Consider the following 23,416-nt stretch of genomic DNA (forward strand, 5'->3'; position numbering starts at 1 on the left):
TCGTACAGGAGTAAGCGATGCGGGCGCGGGTGTTGAGTTGGTTCGATGGTTTGGCAGTGGGGGCTTCGGCGCTGTGCCTGATCCACTGTCTGGCGCTGCCGATCGTGATCGCCGCGTTGCCTGCGCTCGCCGCGCGGCTCGATCTGGGTGAGGGGTTTCACCTTGCCGTGCTGGCGTTCGCGTTGCCGGTCAGCGCGGTTGCGCTGGGCGAGGGCTGGCGGCGGCATCGCGGGCTGACGCCGTTGTTTGTGGGCGCGTTCGGACTGATGCTGCTGGCGGCGGGGCTGGCGTTCGAGGATTGGGTTGCGGTCGAGACGGGGCTGACCGTGGCGGGAAGCCTGTTGCTGGCCGGGGCGCATGTGGCGAACTGGCGGGGGCGGGTGGTTTAGCGCCACACAGAAGCCCGACCCCGGGTCAAGCCCGGGGCGACGCATGGGTTAGAGGATTGCTGGCAGGTCCAGACCCATTTCTCCGGCGCAGGTTTTCGCGATCTCATAGCCCGCATCGGCATGGCGCATTACGCCGGTTGCCGGGTCGTTCCACAGCACCCGCTCGAGCCGTTTGGCGGCTTCGGGGGTGCCGTCGGCGACGATGACCATGCCTGAGTGCTGCGAATAGCCCATGCCGACGCCGCCGCCATGGTGGAGCGAGACCCAGGTGGCGCCGCTGGCGGTGTTGAGCAGGGCGTTGAGCAACGGCCAGTCGCTGACTGCGTCCGATCCGTCCATCATCGCTTCGGTTTCGCGGTTGGGGCTGGCGACCGAGCCGCTGTCGAGATGGTCGCGGCCGATGACGATCGGGGCTTCGAGTTCGCCGCTTGCCACCATCTCGTTGAAGGCGCGCGCGAGGCGGTGGCGGTCGCCCAGGCCGACCCAGCAGATGCGCGCGGGGAGGCCCTGGAACGCGATCCGCTCTTTTGCCATGTCGAGCCAGTGGTGGAGGTGGTGGTTGCCGGGGAGCAGCTCCTTCACCTTGGCGTCGGTCTTGTAGATGTCCTCCGGATTGCCCGACAGCGCGGCCCAGCGGAACGGGCCGATGCCGCGGCAGAAGAGCGGGCGGATATAGGCGGGGACGAAGCCGGGGAAGGCGAAGGCGTTGGCGACGCCCGCGTCCTTGGCGACCTGACGAATATTGTTGCCGTAATCGAAGGTGGGGACGCCCATCTCCTCGAACGCGAGCATCGCGCGGACGTGCGTGGCCATCGAGGCGCGGGCGGCGGTTTCGACCTCGTGCGGGGCGGTTTCGCGCTTGGCGAGCCACTGGTCGAGCGTCCAGCCGGCGGGGAGGTAGCCGTTGATCGGATCATGCGCGCTGGTCTGATCGGTGACCATGTCGGGGCGGATGCCGCGCTTGACCAGTTCGGGGAGCACCTCCGCAGCGTTGCCGAGCAGGCCGACCGAGACAGGTGCGTCAGAGGTGCGAATGATTTCAAGCGCTTCATCGATGCTGTTCGCAGCACGATCGAGGTAGCGGGTGCGCAGGCGCATTTCGATCCGGCTCGGCTGGCATTCGATTGCGAGGCACGACGCGCCCGCCATGGTCGCGGCGAGCGGCTGCGCGCCGCCCATGCCGCCAAGCCCGGCGGTGAGGATCCAGCGGCCCGACAGGTCGCCGCCATAATGCTGGCGCCCGGCTTCGACGAACGTCTCGTAAGTGCCCTGAACGATGCCTTGGGTGCCGATATAGATCCACGATCCGGCGGTCATCTGGCCGTACATCGCCAGCCCCTTGCGGTCGAGTTCGTGGAAATGCTCCCACGTCGCCCAATGGGGGACGAGGTTGGAGTTGGCGATCAGCACGCGCGGGGCGTTCTCATGGGTGCGGAACACGCCGACCGGCTTGCCCGACTGGACCAGCAGCGTTTGATCATTGTCGAGGCGGCGGAGCGTTTCGACGATCGTGTCATAGGCTTCCCAGTTGCGCGCCGCGCGGCCGATGCCGCCATAGACGACCAGGCTTTCCGGCGCTTCGGCGACATCGGGATCGAGATTGTTCATGAGCATGCGCAGCGCCGCCTCGGCCTGCCAGTTCCTGGCGGAGAGGGCGGTGCCGGTCGGCGCCTTGATGCGGCGGCTATTGTCGGTGCGGGTCATGCTTGAGCTTTCGCGAAGTCGATGGCGGCGGTGAGGATCGGGCGGAGCGTGGCGTGCGCCTGCGCGGCGTGGATATCGTCCCAGCGCGGCGGCCAGCTGGCGGCGGGTACTTCGGTGACATAGGTGCGCATCGCCAGCTCCATCTGGATGGCGTGGACGCCCTTGTGGGGCTGGCCGTAGTGGCGCGTGGTCCAGCCGCCCTTGAAGCGGCCGTCGATCACATGGCTCCGCTGTTGCTCGGCACAAATCGCGGCGATGGCTTGCGCCAACTCGGGGGCGCAGGACTGGCCGCTGTTGGTGCCGATATTGAATTCGGGCAGGCGACCGTCGAACAGCTTGGGCACCACGCTGCGGATCGAATGCGCTTCGTAAAGGACGACTGCAGGGTGCTGGGCGCGCAGGCGGTCGATCTCGGCCTGGAGCGCGGCGTGATAGGGGGCGAAATAGGCGTTGCGGCGGCGGGCGATCTCGGTTTCGTCCGGTTCGTTGCCGGGGCTGTAGAGCGGCTCGCCGTCAAAGGTTTCGGTGGGGCACAGGCCGGTGGTGAACTGGCCGGGGTAGAGCGTTGCGCCGCTGGGGTCGCGGTTGACGTCGATCACCGTGCGCGAGGTCGTGGTGCGGACGATCGTTGCACCGAGCTGGAACGCGAAGGCGTAGAGCTGGTCGAGATACAGGTCGGCGTCGGTGCGCGCGCGGTTGAGCGAGACGAGCGACGGGGCGATGTCGGCGGGGATTTCGAGGCCGGCATGGGGGATGCTGACGATCAGCGGGCCTTCGTTGCGGACGGTGACGATCATATTAGCCCCGCCCCTTTAGGGGAGGGGTTGGGGTGGGGCGTCGCAGTCTCACGGAGACCGTTCGCCCAGAGGATAGGCCCCACCCCCAACCCCTCCCCTGAAGGGGAGGGGCTTAGGAAGGAGGCGATTTCCGTCTTCATTCCTCAACCCCCGGCAAGCCTTCGCCCAGCGCGCCGCTGGTAACCAGCGCGGTCGCTGCCGCCATGTCGGGGGCGAAGTGACGATCGTCTTCCAGCGTTGGCACCGATTCGCGCAGCAGGGTGCGGGCGGCTTCGAGCGGGACGCTGGAGGTGAGCGGGGCGTGGAAGTCGCAGCCCTGCGCGGCGGCGAGATATTCGATGCCGAGGATATGGGCGAGGTTGGTGGTCATGGCGAGCAGGCGGCGCGCGCCGTGACCGGCCATCGACACATGATCCTCCTGATTGGCGCTGGTCGGGATCGAATCGACGCTGGCGGGGTGAGCGCGCTGTTTGTTTTCGCTGACGAGCGCGGCGGCGGTGACCTGGGGGATCATGAAGCCCGAATTGAGGCCGGGGCGCGGGGTGAGGAAGGCGGGGAGGCCCGAGAGCGCGGGGTCGACCAGCATCGCGATGCGACGTTCGGCGAGGCTGCCGATTTCGCAGATCGCCAGCGCGAGCATGTCGGCGGCGAACGCCACCGGCTCGGCGTGAAAATTGCCGCCGGACAGCGCTTCTCCGGCGTCGGTGAAGATGAGGGGGTTGTCGGTGACGCCATTGGCTTCGATCGCAAGGGTGGTTGCGGCCTGGCGGATCAGGTCGAGGCAGGCGCCCATCACCTGGGGCTGGCAGCGCAGGCAATAGGGGTCCTGCACGCGTTCGTCGCCGTCACGGTGCGAGGCGCGGATGGAGGACCCCTCCATCAGCCCGGCGAGCGCCGCCGCGACTTCGATCTGGCCGCGATGGCCGCGCACTGTGTGGATGCGCGGGTCGAACGGGGTGTCGGAGCCCTTTGCGGCCTCGGTCGACAGCGCGCCGGTGACCAATGCAGCGCGGAACAGCTTTTCGGTCTCGAACAAGGCGGCGAGGGCGTAGGCGGTGCTGAACTGGGTGCCGTTGAGGAGGGCGAGGCCCTCCTTGGGGCCGAGCGTCAGTCCGCCCAGCATCGTGCGCGCAGGCAAGCGGCGCGGGCCCATCTCGACCTCGCCCACGCCGATCATCGCGGCGGCAAGATGGGCGAGCGGGGCGAGATCGCCGCTCGCGCCGACCGACCCCTGTGACGGGATGATCGGCGTGATGCCACGGTCGAGCATGTCCTGAAGCATCGCGATGGTTTCGGGCTTCACGCCGCTATGCCCCTGCGCGAGGCTGGCGAGCTTGAGCGCGATCATCAGGCGCACGACCGGGGCGGGCATCGGGTCGCCGACGCCGGCGGCGTGGCTGAGCACGATGTTGCGCTGGAGCGTTTCGAGATCGTCGTCGCCGATGCGGACGCTGGCGAGCTTACCGAAGCCGGTGTTGATGCCGTAGACCGGCTCGTGCTTCGCTAGGATCGCCTGCACGGCGTCTGCGCTGGCGGCGACCTTGTCATGGCAGGACGGATCGAGCGGAGCGGGTTCGCCGCGATAGATGGCGTTCCAGATGCTGAGCGGGGTGTTGCCGGGGACGATCATTGGCCTGCGAAAACTCGTGCATGGAGGGGGTTGGCGGCGATGCGGTAGACCAGCTCGGCGGGGTCGGAGATGTCCCAGATGGCGAGGTCTGCGGGCTTGCCGGGTTGCAGCGTGCCGCCGTCGATGCCGAGCGCGCGGGCAGCGTTCACCGTAACCCCACGCAGGCATTCGGCGACGGTCAGGCGGAAGAAGGTCGCGCCCATGTTCATCGCCAGCAGGATCGACGCCATCGGGGAGGTGCCGGGGTTGCAGTCGGTGGCGATGGCGATGGGCACGCCCGCGTCGCGCAAGGCCTGAACCGGCGGACGACGCGCTTCGCGGGTGAAGTAGAAGGCGCCGGGGAGGAGGGTGGCGACGGTGCCGCTGGCGGCCATCGCGGCAATACCGGCGCGGTCGAGATGCTCGAGATGGTCGGCCGACAGCGCACCGTGGCGAGCAGCGAGGGCGGCGCCGTGCTGATTGGACAGTTGTTCGGCGTGGAGCTTGACGGGCAGGCCGTGAGCGACCGCAGCAGCGAGCACATGATCGGTCTGTTCCGGGGTGAAGCCGATGCCTTCGCAGAACGCATCCACGGCGTCGGCGAGGCCCACTGCGGCGGGGATGATCTCGTTGCAGACGAGGTCGATATAGCCGTCCGGGTCGCCCTTGTATTCGGGCGGCACGGCGTGGGCGGCGAGCAGGGAGGTGCGGATGCGGACGTTGCGGACCTTGCCAAGGCTGCGCGCGGCGCGGAGCATCTTGAGTTCGTCGTCGAGCGTGAGGCCGTAGCCAGACTTGATCTCGACCGTCGTGACGCCCTCGCCGATCAGTTGATCGAGGCGGGGGAGGGCGCTGGCGATCAGCTCCTCCTCGCTCGCGGCGCAGGTGGCGGTGACGGTGGCGAGGATGCCGCCGCCAGCGCGGGCGATCTCCTCATAGGTTGCGCCGTTGAGGCGGGCCTCGAACTCCTTCGCGCGGGTGCCGGCATGGACGAGGTGGGTGTGGCAGTCGATCAGGCCGGGGGTGATCCAGCGGCCGTCGCAGTCGATGATTTCCGCCGCATCCGGTGCCCCGGCGTCGGGGCCGACATAGCTGATCGCGCCGCCGGTTGCTGCCACCGCGCCATGCTCGATCACGCCGAGTCGGTCGCCGGTCATCGTCGCGAGGCGGGCGTTGCGCCAGAGTTTGTCCGCGGGAGTCGGCATGCGTTTAGTGTTGGACAGCGCGGCCATTATGTCTAGACATATTCGCATGGCGCTCTGGTTCGAAACTGCGTTGCTGGATCATGGCTGGACCGATCGGGTTCGGCTGACGCTGGCGGATGGGCAGATCGAGCGGGTCGAGGTCGGGGTTGATCCCGAGCCTGGCGACGAGCGGCAATTCGCGGCGCTGCCGGGACTGCCCAACCTGCACAGCCATGCCTTTCAGCGCGCGATGGCCGGGCTGACCGAGGCGCGCGGCGCGTCGGACGATGATTTCTGGTCGTGGCGCGAGCTGATGTACCGCTTCGTGGCGAAGATCGGGCCGGAGCAGTGTGAGGCGATTGCGGCGCTGGCCTATGCCGAGATGCTGGAGAGCGGGTTCACGCGGGTCGGGGAGTTTCACTATCTCCACCATGCACCCGACGGATCGCGCTACGCCGATGTCGCCGAGATGAGCGGGCGGATCGCCGCTGCGGCAGAGATTTCCGGGATCGGGCTGACGTTGCTGCCCGTGTTCTACGCGCATGGCGGGTTTGGCGGGCAGGCGCCGGGGGCGGGGCAGGCACGGTTTATCAACGCCGTCGATGGCTTTGCCGATCTGGTCGCGCGCGCCGGGGCGAGGCTGTCGCAGGATGGGGTGATCGGCATCGCGCCGCACAGTCTGCGCGCGGTGACGCCGGATGAACTGGGCGCATTGCTTCCCATCGCCGAAGATGGGCCGGTCCATATCCATATCGCCGAGCAAATGAAGGAAGTGGCGGATTGCATTGCGTGGAGCGGGCGGCGACCGGTGCGCTGGCTGCTCGATGCGGTGCCGGTCGATACCCGCTGGACGCTGGTGCATGCCACGCACGTCGACGCGGATGAGGTTGCGGACATTGCAGCGCGTGGGGCGGTGGCGGGGCTGTGTCCGGTGACCGAGGCCAATCTGGGTGACGGCGTGTTTCCCGCGGGCGCATTTCTCGATAGCGGCGGCGCTCTTGGTGTGGGGAGCGATTCGAACGTGCGGATCGATGCGGCAGAGGAACTGAGGGTGCTCGAATATGGCCAGCGGCTGACATTGCGTGGTCGCAACCAGCTGGCGAGCGCGGCGCGGCCGTCGACCGGGGCGCGGCTGTTGGAAGCGGCGGTGCACGGTGGTGGCCAGTCGCTGGGGGTCAAGACCGGGCTTGCAGCGGGGCGTCCGGCCGACATTGTCTCGCTCGACCGCAGCGATCCGGCGTTTGAAGGGCGCAGCGGGGACGCGCTGATCGACAGCTGGATCTTTGCCAGCCGCCGCCCGATCGACTCCGTGTGGCGTGGGGGCGTCAAGCAGGTCGCAGGTGGGCGGCACCGGCATCGTGACGCGATCGAAGCGCGCTACCGCGTCGCCCTGCGGAGCCTGCTGGCATGAGCGTCGAGGCGCGGATCCGGGGCGAGATCGAGGCGCGCATCCGGTCGGGCGAATGGGGGCCAGGCACGCGCGTTCCGACCGAATATGAGCTGATGGAGGCGTATCGCTGCGCCCGCGCGACCGCGAACAAGGCGTTGAGCCGGCTCGCGCGTGAAGGGCTGATCGAGCGCAAGCGACGCGCGGGCAGCTTTGTCGCGCCCCCTGCGATCCGCACGCCGGTGGTGGGCGTGCCGGACATCGCCGCGCTGATCGCCGACCGGGGCGAGGCCTATCGCTGGGAATTGCTGACGGTGAATTTGCACCGCCGCGCGCCCGCCGGCTTTCCCGTGCGCGGTTCGGGCAGCGGGTGGCTGGTGCTGACCGGCGTGCATCATGCCGGGCGCGCGCCGTTCGGGTGGGAGGAGCGCTGGCTCGACCTCGCCGCCGCCCCGGGAGCGGCGGAGGCGGACTTTTCGGCGACCGCGCCGGGCAGCTGGCTGCTCGCGAACATCCCATGGACCGATGCGCGGCACCGGATTGCGGCAGTGGGCGCGAGTGCCGAGGCGGCGGGGCGGCTGAAGCTGACGGAGGGCGCGCCGTGTCTTCAGGTCGAGCGCTGGACGTGGCGGGGCAAGGCGCCGGTGACGTTCGCGCGCCAGATTTTCCCGGGCGAGCATTATCAGCTGGTCGAGGATTTCACCCCGCGCGGATAGCGGCGTCGGGGCTGGCGCGGGGCCAGCGTCAGAACAGCTCGGGGCGGATCACGTCGACGGTCGAGCGCAGGACGACCAGGCCATGGCTTTCGAGATAGGGGTGAAGCCCGACGAGAAACGCGTCGGCGCGTTCGTCGCGCGCGACGGCGAGGAACAGATATTTCGCGGTCGCGCCACTGATCAGATCCTCGGACCATTCGCCCTGCCGCCCGCGCCCGCGCTCGGTGCGGATCAGCGTGTAACCGGTCAGTCCGGCATCCTCGGCAATCTGCGCAAGCCGCGGCGCGAGCGGCGCGTCGACCAGCACTTCGATCCGGACGCGCTGCGTGGTCTTGATCATAGCATCACTCCCAGTCGCTCGGCGATCCAGCGAAACAGGGGAATGCCAAGGACGATATTGAACGGGAAGGTCACGCCGAGCGAGAGCGCGAGGTAAAGGCCCGCATCGGCCTGGGGCAGCGAGAGGCGCATCGCCGCCGGCACCGCGATGTAGGACGCACTCCCCGCCAGCACGCCGAGCGCGGCGGCGGACGGCGCGTCGAGCCCGATCAGCGTACCGGCAAGGACGCCGAGCGATCCGTTGACGAGCGGGAATGCGACCCCCAGCGCAGCAAGCCGCAGCGTCAGCGCACGCGTCTGGAGGATGCGCCGCATCGCGATCAGGCCCATGTCGAGCAGGAACAGGCAGAGCACCCCGGTGAAGCCGGCCTGAAACAGCGGCGAGATCGGTCCGAAGCCGCCCGGTCCGATGACGATCCCGATCACGAAGCTGCCGACCAGCAGGACGACCGAGCCGTTGAACAGGACTTCGCGCATCAGATTGCGGGAGAATATCGTGCCTCCGCCGCGGCGCGCGATCAGCAATCCGGACAGGATCGCGGGCGTCTCCATCGCGGCCAGCACCGCGACCATGAACCCGGCAATCGCAAAGCCGGAATTGCCATAGACCTGGCTTGCCGTGACGAAGGTCACGACGCTCACCGAACCGTAATGCGCGGCGACCGCGCCGGCGTTGGTGCGGTCGATCCGCCCGATGCGCATCAGCACGGGGGCGACCAGGAACGGGATGGCAGCGCTGAGCACGATGCCGGTCGCGAGGGCGGCGACAAGGTCCGGTCCGATGCCGGCCTTGGCCACTTCGACCCCGCCCTTCAGCCCGATGGCGACCATCAGGTAGAGGGACAGCCCCTTGGCGATGGTTTCGGGAATCGTGAGGTCGGAGCGCGCGGCAGCGGCGAGTGCGCCGAGCACGAAGAAGAGGACGGGTGCCGAGAGCAGGGTGGTCGAAAGCTGATCCATCGATCGGTCAGAAACCCAGTTCGATGCCGATTATCGGCGCGTGGCCGACCCGGTCGGGCCGCGCAGAGCGAATATCCTGTTGGCGCAGATATGCAACGCTGATGGTCAGCCGCTCGCTGAGTTCGTGTGCGACCCCGACCTGTGTGCGCAGGCCGGTCAGCCCGTCGCTGCCGCCGCGATCGGTCGCGCGCAGCGTGAGGAACAGTTCGGCATCGCTCTTGAAGCTCCAGCGCCCCGCCGTATCGAGCGGCACCGAAACACCAAGGCGCGGTCGCAGCCGCACGCCCATCTGATCCGCCCCCGCGACAAAGCGCTGCTCGAGGCGCAGGCGGGTGCGCAGGATGCCGTGGCTGGTCGACAGCTGCTGGATCAGCCGGGTTTCGTCCGCATCCCCATCGTTCACGCGCTGTTCGACCGCGCCGCTCAGCGTGATGTCGGGCGCGATGTCCTGATTGATCCACAGCCGGGCGAAGTACGTATCAGGCCGCCCGGCGCCGGAGTCGCGAAAGCGCTGCGCCGTTTCGATCTCGATCCCGGTATCGGCGTCGAGCGCTACCGATGCGGCCGGGTTGAGCCAGACTTCGAAGCCGTCATCCTGCGCGACGGCGGCAGGGGCCGACGCCATGACGGCAGTGGCAGTGAGCGCGACGAGGGCGAGACGGTGCATGGCGTACTATCCGGGAAGGTGAAAACAGAGGGGCCATGGCGGCGTGCCGGTACAGCGCCGCGCCGCCATGGCCGCAAGGGTCAGAAGCGGAACGCGACGCCGGCGCTGATCACCCAGGGATCGAGCTCATGCTCGGTCTGCAGCGCGACGGCCTGGCCCGCGCGGAACGTGGCGGTGGTCCCGACAAAATAGCGCTTGGCATCGAGCGACAGGCCGAGGCCACGGTCATTCAGGGCGATGTCGACGCCGCCCTGAAGCAACAATCCGACCTGGTCCGACAGATCGACATCGGTGGCGCCGAGGGCGGCGGCATCGGCACCGACCTTTTCGCTGAAGATCATGAAATAGCTGGCCCCGGCACCGAGATAGGGCTTGATCCCGTTCCCGGCGTTCAGGTGATATTTGACCGTGAGGCTCGCCGGCAGAATGATCGCGTCGTCGACCAGCGCGGCGCCGTCCAGCCCGCCCGTGCCACGCACGTCATGCGGGGTGACGCAGCAGATCGTTTCGAGCGAAAAGTTCGGCGTGACGAAATATTCGATCGCGACGGTCGGGACGACGGAGTCGCTGGCGCGCGTCTGTGCGGTCGCGGGGAGCCCGATCCGGTCGGTATTCACGTCGGAAATCTCGCCATTGGGGAGGACCCCGGTCAGGAACGCCTTGACCTGGATATCGCCTGCCTCCTGCGCGCTCGCCGGAGCAGCGACAAGCAGGGGGGCGGCAAGGGCAGCGAGCGTGGCGTATTTGAACGACATCAACAGAAACTCCGACAGTCGCCAGTCACGGCGAACACAGGTTACGGGACAGGAGGCACCAGGACGGCAGCGAAAAAGACCCGGCGGACCCTGGACAGGGGAGGGGGCTGGGGCCCGCCGGGTTCGCTCGCCTGGCGCTTACTTGGCGCTGTACGGCAGCGAGGAGTGGTGCAGGACGATGCGCAGCTTGCCATCCGGGCCGCGGACATAGCCCCAGGTCTTGTCGACCACGGTCCGGTTGCCCTTGGCGTCGATCACGGTGACATTGCCCATCGAGGTGGCCGAGGTTCCGGTGATCAGGATCCCGGCATTCTTGATTTCGAAGCTGCGCCAGCCCTTCAGCGCGAAGCCGGTGTCGCCCGAATAGCGCGCGTTGCCGCCGACGAAATAGGCCAGCGCGCCTTCACGATCGGTACGAAAGGTCTGCGGTGCGGCGGCCAGCGTCGGTTTGAACAACACCGGGCCCATCTGATAGCCATAAGCGCTGTCGATCACCTGTTCGGCGAGCTTCTTGGCGGCGGCGTGGCCCTTGGTGTCATATTCGGTGGCGATGGCGACCAGCGCGTTGCCCCAGGCCTGCTGCGCCGCGAGAACTTCTGCTTCGGTGATCGGCGCGTAAACCGCCGAGGATGCAGCGCCAGCCATCTTGGCGTGATCGTGCGCGGCGGCGGGCATTGCGACCACCGCGACGGGGAGGGCGGCGGCGAGCGCGAGGGTGTTGAGGATCGAGCGCTTCATGGCATGTCTCCGGTTCGAGCAAGAGTGGCGGACCGCGGGAGCACCGCGATCGCGAATTCCGACGGGTGTTCCCGACGCCGACCGAGCTAGGCCCCGGCGAGCCTGAGCAAATCTGCCGTTTGGCCAACCCTTTGGCCTAGGCCGCATGGCCTATGCACTTTCTGGCGGGGACGTTAGACGGGAGGCGATGCGCCCGGTGCTGCCTGTCTTGCCCGTCGAGGCCGATACTGTCGCCGAATTGCGGGCGCTGTACCGCGCCGCCGAGGCGCGCGCGGCGCGGCTCAGGCTGCTGTCGGGAATTGGTCAGGAGTTGACGCTCGCCACCGCAGAGACGCTGGACGAGCGGCTGCAGCGGTGCGCGCGCAGCGTGGCGTTCTTTCTGGGGCAGGGGCGGGGCGCGATCGTGCGGGAAGCACCCGAAGCCGGCATCGCGATCCCCTCGCCCGGAAGCGCTGGCGCAACCGCCGCGTGGCTGGTGATCGACGGACTGACGGATCCGGCAACGGTCGACGATCCGGAGGACCGCGATACGCTCGCCATGTGTCTCAACCTGTTCGGCGCGACGATCGACCGGCTTGAGCGCGAACAGGAGCGCGCCGTGCTGCTGACCGCGCTGCAGGAGCGCGAACAGCGCCTCGAAGCACTGGTCGGGCGCATCTTCTCGGCGCAGGAGGATGAACGGCGGCGCGTGTCGCAGGATCTGCACGATGGCGTCGCCCAGACCGCGACGGCGCTGGTGCGGATGCTGGAAGGGACCGGAGCCGCCCGCCAGACCGACCTGGCTGCGGCCGAGCGGGTGCGGCTTGCCGGAATTGCGCGCGCGTTGCTGCGCGAACTGCGCGCGATCATCGGCGGTCTGCGGCCGCCATTGCTGGACGATCTTGGCCTTGCGGCCGCGTTGCAGGCGCTGGGCGACGGACTGGCGGCGGATGGCTATGCGGTCGCGGTGACGCTCGACGCGGCGGAACTGCACCTTTCTGCTCCGATCGAGACGGCGCTGTTTCGTGTCGCGCAAGAGGCGGTTGCCAATATCCGAAAGCATGCGGGCGCGCCGTGTCCGGTCGCGATTTCACTGACCAAACAGCCGGATGGCGCCTGTGTGCTGCGCATTGTCGACCGGGGCAGTGTCGCGCCGGAACGCGCAGCGGCCGCCACCTCCGCCGGGCCGGGCGCACAGATCGGGATTGAAGGAATGCGCGAGCGGATGTTGGCAATTGGCGCGACGCTGGACTGGCGCTCGCTACCGGAAGGCGGGGTCGCCGTGACCGCGACATTGCCCGGGCAGGTGCGCGCATGACCGGCCCACGGCTGCTGATCGTCGACGATCATCAACTTGCGCGCGAAGGATTGCGCGCGGTGCTGGCCGAAAGCGGCTTCGACGTGGTCGGGCTGGCAGCGAGCGGCGAGGAGGCGGTTGCGCTGACCGTCGAGCTGCAGCCCGATCTGGTTCTGATGGATGTGCGGCTGGGGCCGGGCATTGACGGGCTTGAGGCCACGCGCAGGATCGCGGCGCTGGGCTTGCCAGCGCGGGTGGTGATGCTGACGCTGCACGACATGCCGGCCTATGTTCGCGAAGCGCTGGCGGCGGGTGCTGCGGGTTATGTGCTCAAGGATGCGGCGATCGGCGATCTCACCGCCGCGATCGAGCAGGTTTTGGCCGGGCGCTCCGCCATCCCGCTCGATCTGGTCAATTCGGCCATGCGCGCGGGCGGCGGAGAGGCGGCGGAGTCCGAACTGTCCCGCTTGTTGACCCTGCGCGAGCGGGAGGTGATCGATCATGTCGCGCGCGGCCTGACCAACAAGGAGATTGCGCGCGTGCTCGCCATCAGCCCGGCAACGGTCAAGGTGCATGTCGAACGCATCATCAGCAAGCTGGGCGTTGCCGACCGCACCCAGGCAGCGGTGCTGGCGACGCGGCTCGGGGCGGGCGAACGATGACCGGCCAGCCGCGGTGGATCGGCGCACTGGGCCGCTTCTGGGCTGACCAGCGGCTCGCGTTCAAGGGGCTGGTGGTCGTTGCGCTGCCGCTGCTCGCCTTGCTCGGGGCGCTGTTCTCGCTCTACCTGGCCAGCAACGCCGGGACTCGCGCCGAGGCCGATGTACGCCGCGCCTTTGCGATCCAGCGCGACACCTATCAGGTCCATGCCCTGCTGGCAGAGGCGGCCGCCGGCGCGCGTGGGTACGCGCTGACCGGGGAGGGGCGCTTTCTCGAGCCGTATCGCACCGCCGAGGCCGATCTGCCGCGCACGATGGCGCGGCTCGACGGGGCGATCCGCGATGGCGAAGTGCGTGCGCAGTTCGAAGAGTTGCGCGCACTCGCTACCCGCAAGCGCGAGGGACTGGCGCTGATCGTTCGGCTGTCCGGCTCGAGCGCCGATCGCGGCGTGCTGCAGGAGGCGCTGGCGGCAAACAAGCGGGTGCTCGATTCGATGCGTCTGACGATCGCACGGATCCAGGCGCGCGAGGCGATCCTGCTCGACCAGCGCCAGGCGCGCGTGGACGAGGTGCGTGCCGGGTTTCTGACGCTGACTGCGGTGAGCGCGCTCGCCGGGCTGCTCGGCAGTCTTGCCGCCGTCTATCTGTTTTCGACCGGCATCGTGCGCCGGGTCCGCGCGCTCGAAGACAATGCCGAGAGCCTTGCGCGGGGCGAGCCGCTGACGCTGTTGCCCGACGATGCCGACGAGATCGGCCGGCTGGCGCAGCGACTGGCGCGCGCGAGCGACCTGCTGCGCGCGCGCGAGCATGATCTGCGCGACAGCGAGGAGCGGTTCCGCCTCGTCGTGGAAAAGGTGCGCGATTACGGGATTTTTGCGCTGTCGCCCGAGGGCGTGGTGACCAGCTGGAACCTCGGCGCCGAGCGGATCAAGGGTTGGCGCAGCGACGAGATACTGGGTACGCATTTCAGCGCCTTCTACCCGCCCGAGACGCGCGCCCACCTGCCCGCGCAGATGCTCGCGCGCGCCCGCGTCGATGGCACGGCTGAGGATGAAGGGTGGCGCGTCCGCAAGGATGGCAGCCGCTTCTGGGCCAATGTGATCATCACCGCGCTGCGTGACGGGGCGGGCGAGCTGCGCGGTTTTGCCAAGGTCACCCGCGACATGACCGAGCGGCGCAATGCCGAGGAGTCGCTGCGCCTGGCGCGCGAGGAAGCCGTGGCCGCCAATCTCGCCAAGAGCGAATTCCTGTCCCGCACCAGCCATGAGCTGCGCACGCCGCTCAACGCCATACTCGGGTTCGGCCAGTTGCTGGAGATCGACGAGGATCAGCTGGGCGAGGGGCAGCGCTCCGCGGTGCGGCAGATCACCCGGGCCGGGCGGCATCTGCTCTCGTTGATCAACGACCTGCTCGACATTTCGAGCATCGAGGCCGGCGGCGCCGAACTCGACATGGAACGGCTCGACATGGCCGATGTCGTGCGCGAGGCGCATGACCTCACTGCGCCGATCGTCGCGGCGGCGGGGCTTGAGTTCCGGCTCGAGTCGCCGCCTGCCGGGACGATGGCGACCGGCGACCGGCGGCGCGTGATCCAGGTGATCCTGAACCTCGTCGCCAACGCGGCCAATTACAACCATAGCGGGCGCTGGGTGAGCTTGGGCTGTGCGGTCGCTGCGGACCGCGTCGAGATCAGCGTCGAGGATGATGGTCCGGGGATCGCGCCGCGCGACCTGCCACGCCTGTTCCGTGCCTTTGACCGGCTGGGCCAGCAGGAGCGGACCAAGGTCGAGGGAACCGGCCTCGGGCTGGCGCTGTCGAAGAGCCTGGTCGAATCGATGGGGGGTGAGATCGGATATGCGCCCGGCGGGAACGGCGGGGCGCGTTTCTGGTTCAGCATCTGCCGCGCCGATGCGACGCAGGGCGACTCGGCAAAACCGGATGGAAAGGGACTCGAACAATGAACGGGCGGCGCATCGAAGCCACGGAAATCCAGGCGCGCCGGATTCTGGTGATCGATGACGAGGAAGCAAATGTCCTGCTGTTGCGCAGCTTGCTGGCGCGGGAGGGCTATTCGGACGTTCACGCGATCACCGATTCGACCCGCGCGCTCGAAGCCTATGTCGCGCTCGCGCCCGATCTGGTGCTGCTGGATCTGATGATGCCGGTCGTCGACGGGTTCCAGCTGCTCGAAGCCTTTGGCCGGCATGACCGCGCCGAACAGTTCCGCCCGGTCCTGGTGCTGACTGCCGACACGACGATCCAAGCCCGCCGCCGTGCGCTTGCCTTGGGCGCCAAGGATTTTGTGTCAAAGCCGTTCGATGTCATCGAAATGTCGCTGCGAATTGCGAATTTGCTCGAGACGCGGATCCTGTACGAACGACTCGAAGCGCGCGCTGGGAGCTGAGCGCGCAGCTTCGCGCGGCGTGCAGAAGATGGTCGGGGAGAGAGGATTCGAACCTCCGGCCCCTGCCTCCCGAAGGCAGTGCTCTACCAGGCTGAGCTACTCCCCGACGGAGCGCCGCGTCATGTCAAAGGCCCCGGGTTGGGCTGACGGGCATCGCTTGGAGGCGCGCCTATAACCAGCACTTTGCGGCTGTGCAAGCGCTGCGTTGCAGCCTTTTTCACAATGTGCGCGCGCCGAGCATGTCCGGGATGCTGGTGAATTTCTCACGCGGTGCATCACCGCGGCGCGCGGCCACTTCGGCGGCGTCAATCTGCTGCCAGTCGCGGAAGGTCACGACGTCGATCCCGCGTTTGCCGAGCAGGGCATCGAGGCCGGGGCGGCCCACGCGGCCGCTATCGCCGGGAATGTCGGCGGCAATCTTTTCCGCGATCGCGAATCCGTCGGGACGGTTGGTGCCGATCGTGCCGCTCGGGCCGCGCCGCGCCCAGCCAACGGCATAGAGCCGGGGCAGAATGCGGCCTTCTTCGTTCGCGAATCGTCCGGCGGCGTCGTCATAGGGCACTCCGGCGATCCTCGGCGTGCGATAGCCGATACACGCAATGACGAGGCTGGCCGGCACGGCATGGCGCTCACCGGTGCCGATCGCGGCGCCACTGGCGTCGATCCGGGTCCGCTCGACAATCACCCGTTCGACGCGAGCGCTGCCCTCGATCGCCACCGGCTGAGAAAAGAATGCAAAGCGGATGGCGATGGGCTTGCCCGAGCGGCCAGCAGAGAAGCGGCGCAGATGGCCCAGCGTCTTGCGCAGGCCCGGCTCCAGCTCGGCATCGCCCGCTATCGAGGGCAGGTCCGCTGGATCGACCACCGGCTCGGCGCGCTCGAGCAGCGCGAGTTCGGCCAGCTCCTTGGGGGTCATTGCAATTTGCGTCGGTCCGCGGCGGCCTAGCAGGGTGATTGTCCGGATGCCGGCGCCACCCAGCGCGTCGAGCGCCGGTGACACGATATCCGAGCCGGAAAACTCCGCCCGGCTCTTGGCAAGGATACGCGCGACGTCGAGTGCGACATTGCCGTTGCCGATCACCACGGCGTCGGTGCCGCCAAGCGGCGGGGCGAGGCCGGCATGATCGGGATGGCCATTATACCAGCCGACGAACGCGGCCGAACCGATCACGCCGGGAAGATCGGCGCCGGGCAACGCCAATGGCCGATCGCTGGGCGCGCCGGTGGCCAACACGACCGCATCGTACAGCTCCATCAGCTCAGCGACGGTAATATCGACGCCGACCATGACATTGCCCACGAAGCGGACATTGTCGGTGAGGGCAACCGCCTCGTAGCGGCGGGACACGCCCTTGATCGCCTGATGATCCGGCGCGACGCCGCTGCGAATGAGGCCGAAGGGAACGGGGAGGCGGTCCAGGATATCGACACGTACGGCGTCGCCGAACTGCTTCTGGCACGCTTCTGCGGTGTAGTAGCCCGCCGGCCCAGATCCGATCACTGCGATATGCCGCATGCCCGGTTCTCCGCTGTTGTCGGTCGAGGCTAGCGGGGAATCGGGAAAGCGCAAGCACGCTTCGAACCATGGCCTGCCGTCCCGCATCGGCACAGGCGTTAACGATCCTTTGGGACTGGTCGAAAACGTAAACGCGGCGTTAACTGATCGCCATGCGACGCCAACTCATCCTGTCCGGCGCAAGCCGCAGCCATCCGTTCCGCGCCCGCCTCCCCGAAGTGCGCGCCGAGGTCCGCCGCCGCGAGGACGCGGGCGACCTGAAGCTGTTCGCGCTCAGCTTCACGGCGTTTTTCGTCTGCTTCTATACCTTCATTTCCTGACGCAGCGCCGCGCGTCAGTCACAGGCGCGATGCAGCTTGTGCGCGATCCATGCTGAAATGATCGCCATGCCGGCGACGAACAGCAGCTGGTCGGCCGGGCCGACACCAAGCGCGGTGATCGCGATGACGAGCAGCGCGCCGAGTACCATGCCGAACGCGTTGACGATGTTGTTGGCGGCGACGGTGCGCGCCGTCTGATCCTTCGTCACGGTGGTCGTGAGGAAGGCGTAGAGCGGCACCACGAACATCCCGCCGGCAATCGCGATCGCCATCAGGGTGACCAGCACCAGCCATGCCTGTGGCATCACCATGAAGCCCGCCATGTCGTAGAGCTGGCCCGGTGCGGCAGGGATCCAGAAGCGCGATTCGAACGAGAAGGCGACGATGAAAAGCGCCATCGCGATCACCGATGCGGGCGAATATTTAGCCGAAATCTCGCCCTTCAGCATCGCGTTGATGATGACCGATCCGATCGCGACACCGACCGAGAAGATTGCGATCATCAGGCTGGCGACTTCCTTGGTGGAGGTCAGCACATTCTTGGCGAGCGGCGTGAAGATGACGATCAGCACCGCGCCCATGGTCCAGAAAAAGCTGATCGCGCAGATCGACCAGAACAGGCGCGGGATGTGCATCGTGTTCGCGATCAGCCGCCACGATGCGGTGAACGGATTGTAGTTGAGCTTCAGGCGAGCGCCCTGGCGCGGCGCGGGGGGCACCATGCGACCGGTGAACCAGCCGGCGATGGCCACGGCCAGCGTCAGCCAGCCCGCAGTCTCGATCGAGACCCAGCCGGCGACCACGGTGCCCAGCAGGATCGAGAGATAGGTCGCGGCTTCCACCATGCCGGTGCCGCCGAGCACTTCGTCGTCCTTCAGATGCTGCGGCAGGATCGCGTATTTGATCGGGCCGAAAAAGGTCGAATGGGTCCCGAGCATCAGCACCGCACCCAGCATCATGCCGACCCCGACCATCGGATAGCCGAAATGCGCGACGATGATACCGCAGCCGCCGAAGAGCATGATCCCGATCTCCGCCGTCTTCACCAGCCGGATGATCTGCGCCTTGTCATAGGTGTCCGCGAGCTGGCCCGACAGCGCGGACAGCAGCACGAACGGCAGCAGCGCAGCACCGGTGGCGAGCGCGTTGAACATGAACTCGGTCTCGGGATCGTTCAGCACCTGATAGGTGGCGAACAACACCATCGCGGTCTTGAACAGATTGTCATTGAACGCCCCCATGAATTGCGTGGCAAACAGGGGCAGAAACCGGCGCTCCTTGAGCAGACCGAGCGCGTTGTTCATGTTCGTGGCGGGCCTTCGTCCGTCAAAACTGGCGCACGCATAGCCGCGCGATGGCCGCCGCGGCAACCAGTATCCGGCGCAATCATCGATGCGAGGCGCCGTGTTGGGGGATGATCACCGGCACAGGGAATGCTAGAGGCCACGCATGCTGACGCTGCCCAACGTCCTTACGCTCTCGCGAATCGTCACGGTTCCGCTGCTGGTCTTCCTGCTCTGGTGGCCGCAATGGCATGCCGGCTACGCGCTCGGCTTTGCGACCTACTGCCTGATGGGCATTACCGATTATTTCGACGGTTACCTTGCCCGGTCGCGCGGCACCGTGTCGAAGCTCGGCGTGTTTCTCGATCCGATCGCCGACAAGATCATGGTGGCTTCGGTCATCCTGATCCTGTGCGCCAAGGAATTGATCCCCGGCGTCCACATGATCGCCGCGCTGGTGATCCTGCTGCGCGAGATCGCGGTTTCCGGCTTGCGGGAGTTTCTGGGCGGGATCCAGGTGTCGGTCCCGGTGTCGGCGCTGGCCAAGTGGAAGACTGCCCTGCAGCTGACCTCGCTTGGCGGCCTGATCCTGGCCGGCGCGCTGCCCGGCTGGGGCTGGGTCCATGACACCAGCCTCGCTATGCTTTGGGGCGCGGCGGTCCTGACGCTGATCACCGGATGGGACTATCTGCGCGTCGGCTTGCGGCACATGGATAGCTGATGCGCGTCCTGTACTTCGCCTGGGTCCGCGAGACGATCGGCGTGGGTGAAGAAGCGGTGCATCCGCCCGAAGCGGTACGCACGGTTGCCGATCTGATCGCGTGGCTCAGCGCAAAGAGTGCCGGCCATGCCGCCGCCTTTGCCGAACCGGCACGGCTGCGCGCGGCGGTCGATCAGCGGTTTGTCGCGCTCGACAGCGCCCTGGGAGATGCGCGTGAGGTTGCCATCTTCCCCCCGGTGACGGGCGGATGATCCGGGTTTCGGTCGATACCGCGCCGATCGATGTCGGGGTCGAGCTGGCGGGGATCGAGGAAAGCGGCGCCGGCGGCATTGCGAGCTTTATCGGCGTGGTGCGCGGTGACGACGGGGTCACCTGTCTCGAACTCGAACATTATCCGGGGATGACCGAGGCGGTGTTGTGCGACCTTGCCGAACAGGCGATGGCGCGCTGGGCGCTGGTCTCGGCCGTGATCGCGCATCGCGTCGGGCCGATGCAGCCGGGCGAGCGGATCGTGCTCGTCGCGACCGCGGCGGCGCATCGCGCCGCCGCGCTGGAGGCCTGTGCCTTCCTGATCGACTGGCTCAAGACCGACGCGCCATTCTGGAAGCGCGAGCATCGCGGGGGCGCGGCGACCTGGGTCGATGCGCGCCAGAGCGACATCGCGGCCGCGTCGCGCTGGTCGGGTCAGGCGCTGCCCGTCCCCGACTGAGCCAGCACTTCCGCCAGCAGCCGGAAATCGCGCTCGCGCGGGCTGGCCTTGCGCCAGACCAGGGCAATGCGACGCGACGGGTTGTCCGCCTGAAGCGGGCGCGCGGTGATGTGGGTGTGATCGAGAATGCCGGCATCGATCGCCATTTCGGGCAACATCGTCACGCCAAGGCCGTTATCGACCATCTGCACCATGGTATGCAGCGAGGTGCCGAGCATCGTTGCCTCGGCGCGCAGTTCGGGGCGGTTGCACGCCGCAAGCGCATGATCCTTGAGGCAGTGCCCGTCCTCCAGCAGCAACAGCCGGGTCTCGTCGATCTCGCTGGCGCTGATGCTGGCATGGTCGGGCTCATATTCCCCTTCCGGGAAAGCGACGAACAACCGGTCGTCGAACAACGGGGCGGTTTCGACCTCGCCACAGCCATAGGGGAGAGCGAGCAGGACACAGTCGGTGCGCCCGGTATGCAGGCTTTCGCATGCCGGGCCGCTCGGCTCTTCCCGCAGGAACAGCTTGAGGTCAGGATAATCGCGACGCAGACGCGGCAGGATGCGCGGGAGCAGGAACGGGGCGATCGTCGGGATCACGCTCATCCGCATCTCCCCCGACAAAGGGCGCCCGGCGGCGCGGGCAAGGTCGGCGAGTTCATCCGCCTCGCGCAGGACGCGGCGCGCCTTGTCGACGATTCGCTCGCCCAATGGCGTGAAGCGAACCACGCGACGGGTGCGCTCGACCAGCACGACGCCGATCAGTGTCTCAAGCTCGCGCAGGCCGGCGGACAGGGTCGACTGGGTGACGAAGCAGGCATCGGCGGCGCGACCGAAATGGCCGTGATCCTTAAGCGCGACGAGATATTGCAGCTGCTTGAGCGTGGGGAGGTAAGTCTGCGCCATTGATCGATCCAATCGATTGATGGCGCGGATATAAGTGGTGACCGCGATAACGCCACCCCCGCATTCTGCGGGGGCGGCGTCATCCGGGTCAGGCGGCCGCGGCTTCGATCTCTTCGGCGGGGAGCCGGATGAGATAGTCGAAGGCCGACAGGGCTGCGGTCGAGCCTGCGCCCATCGCGATCACGATCTGCTTGTACGGGACAGTGGTGGCGTCACCGGCGGCAAAGATGCCCGGCTGGCTGGTTTCGCCGCGCGCATCGATCTCGATCTCGCCGCGCGGGGTGAGCGCGACGCTGTCCTTGAGCCATTCGGTGTTGGGGACGAGACCGATCTGCACGAAGATCCCTTCGAGCGCGATGTCGTGCTCGACGCCCGTATTGCGATCCTTGTAGGTCAGGCCGGTGACCTTTTCCGCACCGTTGACCCGGGTGGTCAGCGCCGAGGTGATGACCTGGACGTTCGGCAGACTGCCAAGCTTGCGCTGAAGCACCGCGTCGGCGCGCAGCTGGCTGTCAAATTCGATCAGCGTAACGTGACCGACGATGCCGGCGAGGTCGATCGCCGCCTCGACACCCGAATTGCCGCCGCCGATCACGGCGACTCGCTTGCCCTTGAACAATGGTCCGTCGCAGTGCGGGCAATAGGCCACGCCCTTGTTGCGATATTCCTCCTCGCCGGGCACGCCCATCTGGCGCCAGCGTGCGCCGGTCGACAGGATGATCGTCTTGGCCTTGAGGCTCGCGCCATTGGCCAGCACGACCTCATGCAATCCGCCTTCACGCGAAGCCGGGATCAGCTTTTCGGCGCGCTGCAGGTTCATGATGTCGACGCCGTTCTCCTTGACGTGACCTTCGAGCTGGGCGGCGAGCTTGGGGCCTTCGGTGTAGGGGACCGAAATGAAATTCTCGATGCCCATCGTGTCGAGCACCTGGCCGCCGAAGCGCTCGGCGGCGATGCCGACGCGCAGGCCCTTGCGTGCGGTGTAGATCGCCGAGGCGGCACCAGCCGGGCCGCCGCCGACGATGAGGACGTCGAACGGCTCCTTCGCCGCGAGCTTTTCGGCAGCCTTGGCCTCTGCGCCGCTGTCGAGCTTGGCGACAATCTGCTCGAGCTCCATCCGGCCCGATCCGAACAGTTCGCCGTTCAGATAGACGGTCGGGACCGCAAGCACCTGGCGCGCATCGACCTCTTCCTTGAACAGCGCGCCGTCGATCGCGACGTGGCTGATCCGGGGGTTGAGCACCGCCATCAGGTTGAGCGCCTGAACCACGTCGGGGCAGTTCTGGCAGCTGAGTGAGAAATAGGTTTCGAAGTGGAGGTCGCCGTCGAGGCCCTTGACCGCTTCGATCACGTCCTGCGCCGCCTTGGACGGGTGGCCGCCGACCTGAAGCAGGGCGAGCACGAGGCTGGTGAATTCATGCCCCATCGGGATGCCGGCGAAGCGCACACCGATATCGGTGCCGGCGCGGCGGATCATGAAGCTGGGGGTGCGCTTGTCATCGTCCTTGCGGACCAGCGTGATCTTGCCCGACAGGCCCGCGATTTCGGTCAGCAGACCTTCGAGCTCGCGCGACTTCGCATCGTCGCCCAGGCTGGCGACGAGTTCGATCGCCTCACGGATATGGACGAGATAGCCTTCCAGCTGTTGCTTGAGGTGCGCGTCGAGCATCGGGAAACTCCTTGAACTGAAATCAAAACGGCCCGGGGCATCGGTGAGGAGCGCCCCGGGCCGCGTTCGCACCCGCCAACTGGGGGAGGGACGGGTGCGATTAAGCGTCCGGCTTAGATTTTGCCGACGAGGTCGAGCGAGGGTGCGAGCGTGGTTTCGCCCTCTTCCCACTTGGCCGGGCAGACTTCGCCCGGATGCGCCGCGATATACTGTGCCGCCTTGATCTTGCGGAGCAGTTCGGCGGCGTTGCGGCCGACGCCTTCGCTGGTGATCTCGACCAGCTGGATCACGCCTTCGGGATCGATCACGAACGTGCCACGATCCGCGAGGCCCTGGCCCTCACGCAGCACGTCGAAATTCTTCGAGAGCGTGTGGTTCTGGTCGCCCAGCATGTAATAGTTGATCTTGCCGATCGCGGGCGAGGTGTCGTGCCATGCCTTGTGGCTGAAATGCGTGTCGGTCGACACCGAATACACCTCGACGCCCATCTTCTGCAGGGTCGGGTAGATGTCGGCCAGGTCTTCCAGCTCGGTCGGGCAGACAAAGGTGAAGTCGGCCGGATAGAAGAAGAACACCGCCCACTTGCCACGCACGTCGGCGTCGGTGACCTCGACGAACTTGCCTTCCTTGAACGCGGTTGCCGTGAACGGCTTCAGCTCGCTTCCGATGAGCGCCATTTTCTGTTCTCCTTTGGATGGTGCAGTGCAGCTTGTGCGATGCCGCA

At 67.3% G+C, this 23,416-nt stretch carries 25 protein-coding genes and 1 tRNA gene; 11 read left to right on the plus strand and 15 right to left on the minus strand.

Annotated features, from left to right (window positions below):
• The first annotated feature begins 17 nt into the window (after positions 1 to 17).
• Positions 18 to 389: a MerC domain-containing protein gene (locus J2Y54_RS00860; protein ID WP_310036166.1), complete on the plus strand. Its 372-nt coding sequence runs from the start codon at positions 18 to 20 to the stop codon at positions 387 to 389.
• Between the two features lie 48 nt (positions 390 to 437).
• Here J2Y54_RS00860 and hutU read toward each other — a convergent pair whose 3' ends face one another.
• The 4 genes from hutU to hutI form a co-directional block, all read right to left on the minus strand.
• The gene (hutU, locus tag J2Y54_RS00865) at positions 438 to 2,093 is read right to left on the minus strand and encodes a urocanate hydratase (protein ID WP_310036167.1); all 1,656 of its coding nucleotides are present in this window, start codon (positions 2,091 to 2,093) and stop codon (positions 438 to 440) included.
• On the minus strand, positions 2,090 to 2,890 hold the full coding sequence (gene hutG / locus J2Y54_RS00870; RefSeq protein ID WP_310036168.1) for an N-formylglutamate deformylase: 801 nt from the start codon (positions 2,888 to 2,890) through the stop codon (positions 2,090 to 2,092). Before hutG ends, hutU begins: the two co-directional genes overlap by 4 nt.
• A gap of 136 nt (positions 2,891 to 3,026) precedes the next feature.
• Complete coding sequence (hutH, locus tag J2Y54_RS00875) at positions 3,027 to 4,520, minus strand: histidine ammonia-lyase (protein ID WP_310036171.1); 1,494 nt, start codon at positions 4,518 to 4,520, stop codon at positions 3,027 to 3,029.
• Complete coding sequence (gene hutI, locus J2Y54_RS00880; protein WP_310036172.1) at positions 4,517 to 5,704, minus strand: imidazolonepropionase; 1,188 nt, start codon at positions 5,702 to 5,704, stop codon at positions 4,517 to 4,519. The genes hutH and hutI overlap by 4 nt, the downstream gene beginning before the upstream one ends.
• A gap of 46 nt (positions 5,705 to 5,750) precedes the next feature.
• Between hutI and J2Y54_RS00885 the strand changes: the two genes are divergently transcribed.
• Positions 5,751 to 7,094, plus strand: a complete 1,344-nt coding sequence (locus tag J2Y54_RS00885; RefSeq protein WP_310036173.1) for a formimidoylglutamate deiminase — start codon at positions 5,751 to 5,753, stop codon at positions 7,092 to 7,094.
• Entirely contained in the window at positions 7,091 to 7,786 is a 696-nt protein-coding gene (locus J2Y54_RS00890) for a UTRA domain-containing protein (protein WP_310036174.1), read from the plus strand. Before J2Y54_RS00885 ends, J2Y54_RS00890 begins: the two co-directional genes overlap by 4 nt.
• Before the next feature lie 28 nt (positions 7,787 to 7,814).
• Here the strand turns inward: J2Y54_RS00890 and J2Y54_RS00895 are convergent, their stop codons facing one another.
• The 5 genes from J2Y54_RS00895 to J2Y54_RS00915 form a co-directional block, all read right to left on the minus strand.
• The gene (locus J2Y54_RS00895; RefSeq protein ID WP_310036175.1) at positions 7,815 to 8,126 is read right to left on the minus strand and encodes a P-II family nitrogen regulator; all 312 of its coding nucleotides are present in this window, start codon (positions 8,124 to 8,126) and stop codon (positions 7,815 to 7,817) included.
• The gene (locus tag J2Y54_RS00900; protein ID WP_310036176.1) at positions 8,123 to 9,085 is read right to left on the minus strand and encodes a sodium-dependent bicarbonate transport family permease; all 963 of its coding nucleotides are present in this window, start codon (positions 9,083 to 9,085) and stop codon (positions 8,123 to 8,125) included. The genes J2Y54_RS00895 and J2Y54_RS00900 overlap by 4 nt, the downstream gene beginning before the upstream one ends.
• Positions 9,086 to 9,092: 7 nt before the next feature.
• Positions 9,093 to 9,752: a DUF2490 domain-containing protein gene (locus J2Y54_RS00905; RefSeq protein WP_310036177.1), complete on the minus strand. Its 660-nt coding sequence runs from the start codon at positions 9,750 to 9,752 to the stop codon at positions 9,093 to 9,095.
• Between the two features lie 80 nt (positions 9,753 to 9,832).
• Positions 9,833 to 10,507 carry an OmpW family outer membrane protein gene (locus J2Y54_RS00910; protein WP_310036179.1) on the minus strand — a complete coding sequence of 225 codons (675 nt, stop codon included), beginning with the start codon at positions 10,505 to 10,507 and terminating at the stop codon, positions 9,833 to 9,835.
• Positions 10,508 to 10,645: 138 nt separating this feature from the next.
• Positions 10,646 to 11,245: a hypothetical protein gene (locus J2Y54_RS00915; RefSeq protein WP_310036182.1), complete on the minus strand. Its 600-nt coding sequence runs from the start codon at positions 11,243 to 11,245 to the stop codon at positions 10,646 to 10,648.
• Between the two features lie 196 nt (positions 11,246 to 11,441).
• Here J2Y54_RS00915 and J2Y54_RS00920 point away from each other — a divergent pair, with 196 nt between their 5' ends.
• Genes J2Y54_RS00920 through J2Y54_RS00935 form a run of 4 tightly spaced genes read left to right on the plus strand, consistent with a single transcriptional unit; the run spans position 11,442 to position 15,584 of the window.
• Positions 11,442 to 12,542: a histidine kinase gene (locus tag J2Y54_RS00920; protein ID WP_310036184.1), complete on the plus strand. Its 1,101-nt coding sequence runs from the start codon at positions 11,442 to 11,444 to the stop codon at positions 12,540 to 12,542.
• Complete coding sequence (locus J2Y54_RS00925; protein WP_310036186.1) at positions 12,539 to 13,183, plus strand: response regulator transcription factor; 645 nt, start codon at positions 12,539 to 12,541, stop codon at positions 13,181 to 13,183. The genes J2Y54_RS00920 and J2Y54_RS00925 overlap by 4 nt, the downstream gene beginning before the upstream one ends.
• On the plus strand, positions 13,180 to 15,141 hold the full coding sequence (locus tag J2Y54_RS00930; protein ID WP_310036188.1) for an ATP-binding protein: 1,962 nt from the start codon (positions 13,180 to 13,182) through the stop codon (positions 15,139 to 15,141). The genes J2Y54_RS00925 and J2Y54_RS00930 overlap by 4 nt, the downstream gene beginning before the upstream one ends.
• A complete protein-coding gene (locus J2Y54_RS00935) occupies positions 15,138 to 15,584 on the plus strand; it encodes a response regulator (protein WP_310036189.1) in 447 nt (148 codons plus the stop codon). Before J2Y54_RS00930 ends, J2Y54_RS00935 begins: the two co-directional genes overlap by 4 nt.
• A 29-nt stretch (positions 15,585 to 15,613) precedes the next feature.
• Here the strand turns inward: J2Y54_RS00935 and J2Y54_RS00940 are convergent.
• Both J2Y54_RS00940 and J2Y54_RS00945 read right to left on the minus strand, forming a co-directional pair.
• Positions 15,614 to 15,690: transfer RNA gene (locus J2Y54_RS00940), tRNA-Pro, on the minus strand.
• Between the two features lie 111 nt (positions 15,691 to 15,801).
• Positions 15,802 to 17,100 carry an FAD-dependent oxidoreductase gene (locus J2Y54_RS00945; protein ID WP_310036191.1) on the minus strand — a complete coding sequence of 433 codons (1,299 nt, stop codon included), beginning with the start codon at positions 17,098 to 17,100 and terminating at the stop codon, positions 15,802 to 15,804.
• Positions 17,101 to 17,252: 152 nt separating this feature from the next.
• On the opposite strand from J2Y54_RS00945, the gene J2Y54_RS00950 reads away from it, so the two are divergent.
• Entirely contained in the window at positions 17,253 to 17,420 is a 168-nt protein-coding gene (locus J2Y54_RS00950) for a hypothetical protein (protein WP_310036193.1), read from the plus strand.
• Positions 17,421 to 17,434: 14 nt separating this feature from the next.
• Here J2Y54_RS00950 and J2Y54_RS00955 read toward each other — a convergent pair whose 3' ends face one another.
• Positions 17,435 to 18,724 carry an MFS transporter gene (locus J2Y54_RS00955; RefSeq protein ID WP_310036196.1) on the minus strand — a complete coding sequence of 430 codons (1,290 nt, stop codon included), beginning with the start codon at positions 18,722 to 18,724 and terminating at the stop codon, positions 17,435 to 17,437.
• 145 nt (positions 18,725 to 18,869) lie between these two features.
• Between J2Y54_RS00955 and pgsA the strand changes: the two genes are divergently transcribed.
• From pgsA to J2Y54_RS00970, 3 genes are read left to right on the plus strand one after another with little or no spacing between them, the layout of a single operon-like run.
• Entirely contained in the window at positions 18,870 to 19,424 is a 555-nt protein-coding gene (gene pgsA, locus J2Y54_RS00960; protein WP_310036197.1) for a CDP-diacylglycerol--glycerol-3-phosphate 3-phosphatidyltransferase, read from the plus strand.
• Positions 19,424 to 19,675, plus strand: coding sequence for a molybdopterin converting factor subunit 1 (gene moaD / locus J2Y54_RS00965; protein ID WP_310036200.1), 252 nt, complete (start codon positions 19,424 to 19,426; stop codon positions 19,673 to 19,675). The genes pgsA and moaD overlap by 1 nt, the downstream gene beginning before the upstream one ends.
• Positions 19,672 to 20,133 (plus strand): molybdenum cofactor biosynthesis protein MoaE, encoded by a 462-nt coding sequence (locus tag J2Y54_RS00970; RefSeq protein ID WP_310036201.1) that lies wholly within the window; start codon positions 19,672 to 19,674, stop codon positions 20,131 to 20,133. The genes moaD and J2Y54_RS00970 overlap by 4 nt, the downstream gene beginning before the upstream one ends.
• On the opposite strand, the gene J2Y54_RS00975 is transcribed toward J2Y54_RS00970, so the two are convergent.
• From J2Y54_RS00975 to ahpC, 3 genes are all read right to left on the minus strand, one after another.
• Positions 20,109 to 21,023 (minus strand): hydrogen peroxide-inducible genes activator, encoded by a 915-nt coding sequence (locus J2Y54_RS00975; RefSeq protein ID WP_310036202.1) that lies wholly within the window; start codon positions 21,021 to 21,023, stop codon positions 20,109 to 20,111. The genes J2Y54_RS00970 and J2Y54_RS00975 overlap by 25 nt on opposite strands.
• An 88-nt stretch (positions 21,024 to 21,111) precedes the next feature.
• Entirely contained in the window at positions 21,112 to 22,692 is a 1,581-nt protein-coding gene (ahpF, locus tag J2Y54_RS00980; protein WP_310036203.1) for an alkyl hydroperoxide reductase subunit F, read from the minus strand.
• Between the two features lie 113 nt (positions 22,693 to 22,805).
• Positions 22,806 to 23,369, minus strand: coding sequence for an alkyl hydroperoxide reductase subunit C (gene ahpC / locus J2Y54_RS00985; RefSeq protein WP_066662779.1), 564 nt, complete (start codon positions 23,367 to 23,369; stop codon positions 22,806 to 22,808).
• Positions 23,370 to 23,416 lie beyond the last annotated feature (47 nt).

It is taken from the genome of Sphingomonas sp. BE123 (assembly GCF_031456015.1).
Taxonomy (GTDB): domain Bacteria; phylum Pseudomonadota; class Alphaproteobacteria; order Sphingomonadales; family Sphingomonadaceae; genus Sphingomonas.

Coding starts and splice junctions, on each gene's coding strand:
- J2Y54_RS00930 (WP_310036188.1), top strand. CDS start 13,180: ATGACCGGCCAGCCGCGGTGGATCGGCGCACTGGGCCGCTTCTGGGCT.
- hutH (WP_310036171.1), bottom strand. CDS start 4,520: ATGATCGTCCCCGGCAACACCCCGCTCAGCATCTGGAACGCCATCTAT.
- J2Y54_RS00925 (WP_310036186.1), top strand. CDS start 12,539: ATGACCGGCCCACGGCTGCTGATCGTCGACGATCATCAACTTGCGCGC.
- J2Y54_RS00955 (WP_310036196.1), bottom strand. CDS start 18,724: ATGAACAACGCGCTCGGTCTGCTCAAGGAGCGCCGGTTTCTGCCCCTG.
- moaD (WP_310036200.1), top strand. CDS start 19,424: ATGCGCGTCCTGTACTTCGCCTGGGTCCGCGAGACGATCGGCGTGGGT.
- hutU (WP_310036167.1), bottom strand. CDS start 2,093: ATGACCCGCACCGACAATAGCCGCCGCATCAAGGCGCCGACCGGCACC.
- ahpF (WP_310036203.1), bottom strand. CDS start 22,692: ATGCTCGACGCGCACCTCAAGCAACAGCTGGAAGGCTATCTCGTCCAT.
- J2Y54_RS00945 (WP_310036191.1), bottom strand. CDS start 17,100: ATGCGGCATATCGCAGTGATCGGATCTGGGCCGGCGGGCTACTACACC.
- J2Y54_RS00935 (WP_310036189.1), top strand. CDS start 15,138: ATGAACGGGCGGCGCATCGAAGCCACGGAAATCCAGGCGCGCCGGATT.
- hutI (WP_310036172.1), bottom strand. CDS start 5,704: ATGCCGACTCCCGCGGACAAACTCTGGCGCAACGCCCGCCTCGCGACG.
- J2Y54_RS00910 (WP_310036179.1), bottom strand. CDS start 10,507: ATGTCGTTCAAATACGCCACGCTCGCTGCCCTTGCCGCCCCCCTGCTT.
- J2Y54_RS00900 (WP_310036176.1), bottom strand. CDS start 9,085: ATGGATCAGCTTTCGACCACCCTGCTCTCGGCACCCGTCCTCTTCTTC.
- J2Y54_RS00970 (WP_310036201.1), top strand. CDS start 19,672: ATGATCCGGGTTTCGGTCGATACCGCGCCGATCGATGTCGGGGTCGAG.
- J2Y54_RS00895 (WP_310036175.1), bottom strand. CDS start 8,126: ATGATCAAGACCACGCAGCGCGTCCGGATCGAAGTGCTGGTCGACGCG.
- ahpC (WP_066662779.1), bottom strand. CDS start 23,369: ATGGCGCTCATCGGAAGCGAGCTGAAGCCGTTCACGGCAACCGCGTTC.
- J2Y54_RS00950 (WP_310036193.1), top strand. CDS start 17,253: ATGCGACGCCAACTCATCCTGTCCGGCGCAAGCCGCAGCCATCCGTTC.
- J2Y54_RS00885 (WP_310036173.1), top strand. CDS start 5,751: ATGGCGCTCTGGTTCGAAACTGCGTTGCTGGATCATGGCTGGACCGAT.
- J2Y54_RS00905 (WP_310036177.1), bottom strand. CDS start 9,752: ATGCACCGTCTCGCCCTCGTCGCGCTCACTGCCACTGCCGTCATGGCG.
- J2Y54_RS00975 (WP_310036202.1), bottom strand. CDS start 21,023: ATGGCGCAGACTTACCTCCCCACGCTCAAGCAGCTGCAATATCTCGTC.
- J2Y54_RS00860 (WP_310036166.1), top strand. CDS start 18: ATGCGGGCGCGGGTGTTGAGTTGGTTCGATGGTTTGGCAGTGGGGGCT.
- J2Y54_RS00890 (WP_310036174.1), top strand. CDS start 7,091: ATGAGCGTCGAGGCGCGGATCCGGGGCGAGATCGAGGCGCGCATCCGG.
- hutG (WP_310036168.1), bottom strand. CDS start 2,890: ATGATCGTCACCGTCCGCAACGAAGGCCCGCTGATCGTCAGCATCCCC.
- pgsA (WP_310036197.1), top strand. CDS start 18,870: ATGCTGACGCTGCCCAACGTCCTTACGCTCTCGCGAATCGTCACGGTT.
- J2Y54_RS00915 (WP_310036182.1), bottom strand. CDS start 11,245: ATGAAGCGCTCGATCCTCAACACCCTCGCGCTCGCCGCCGCCCTCCCC.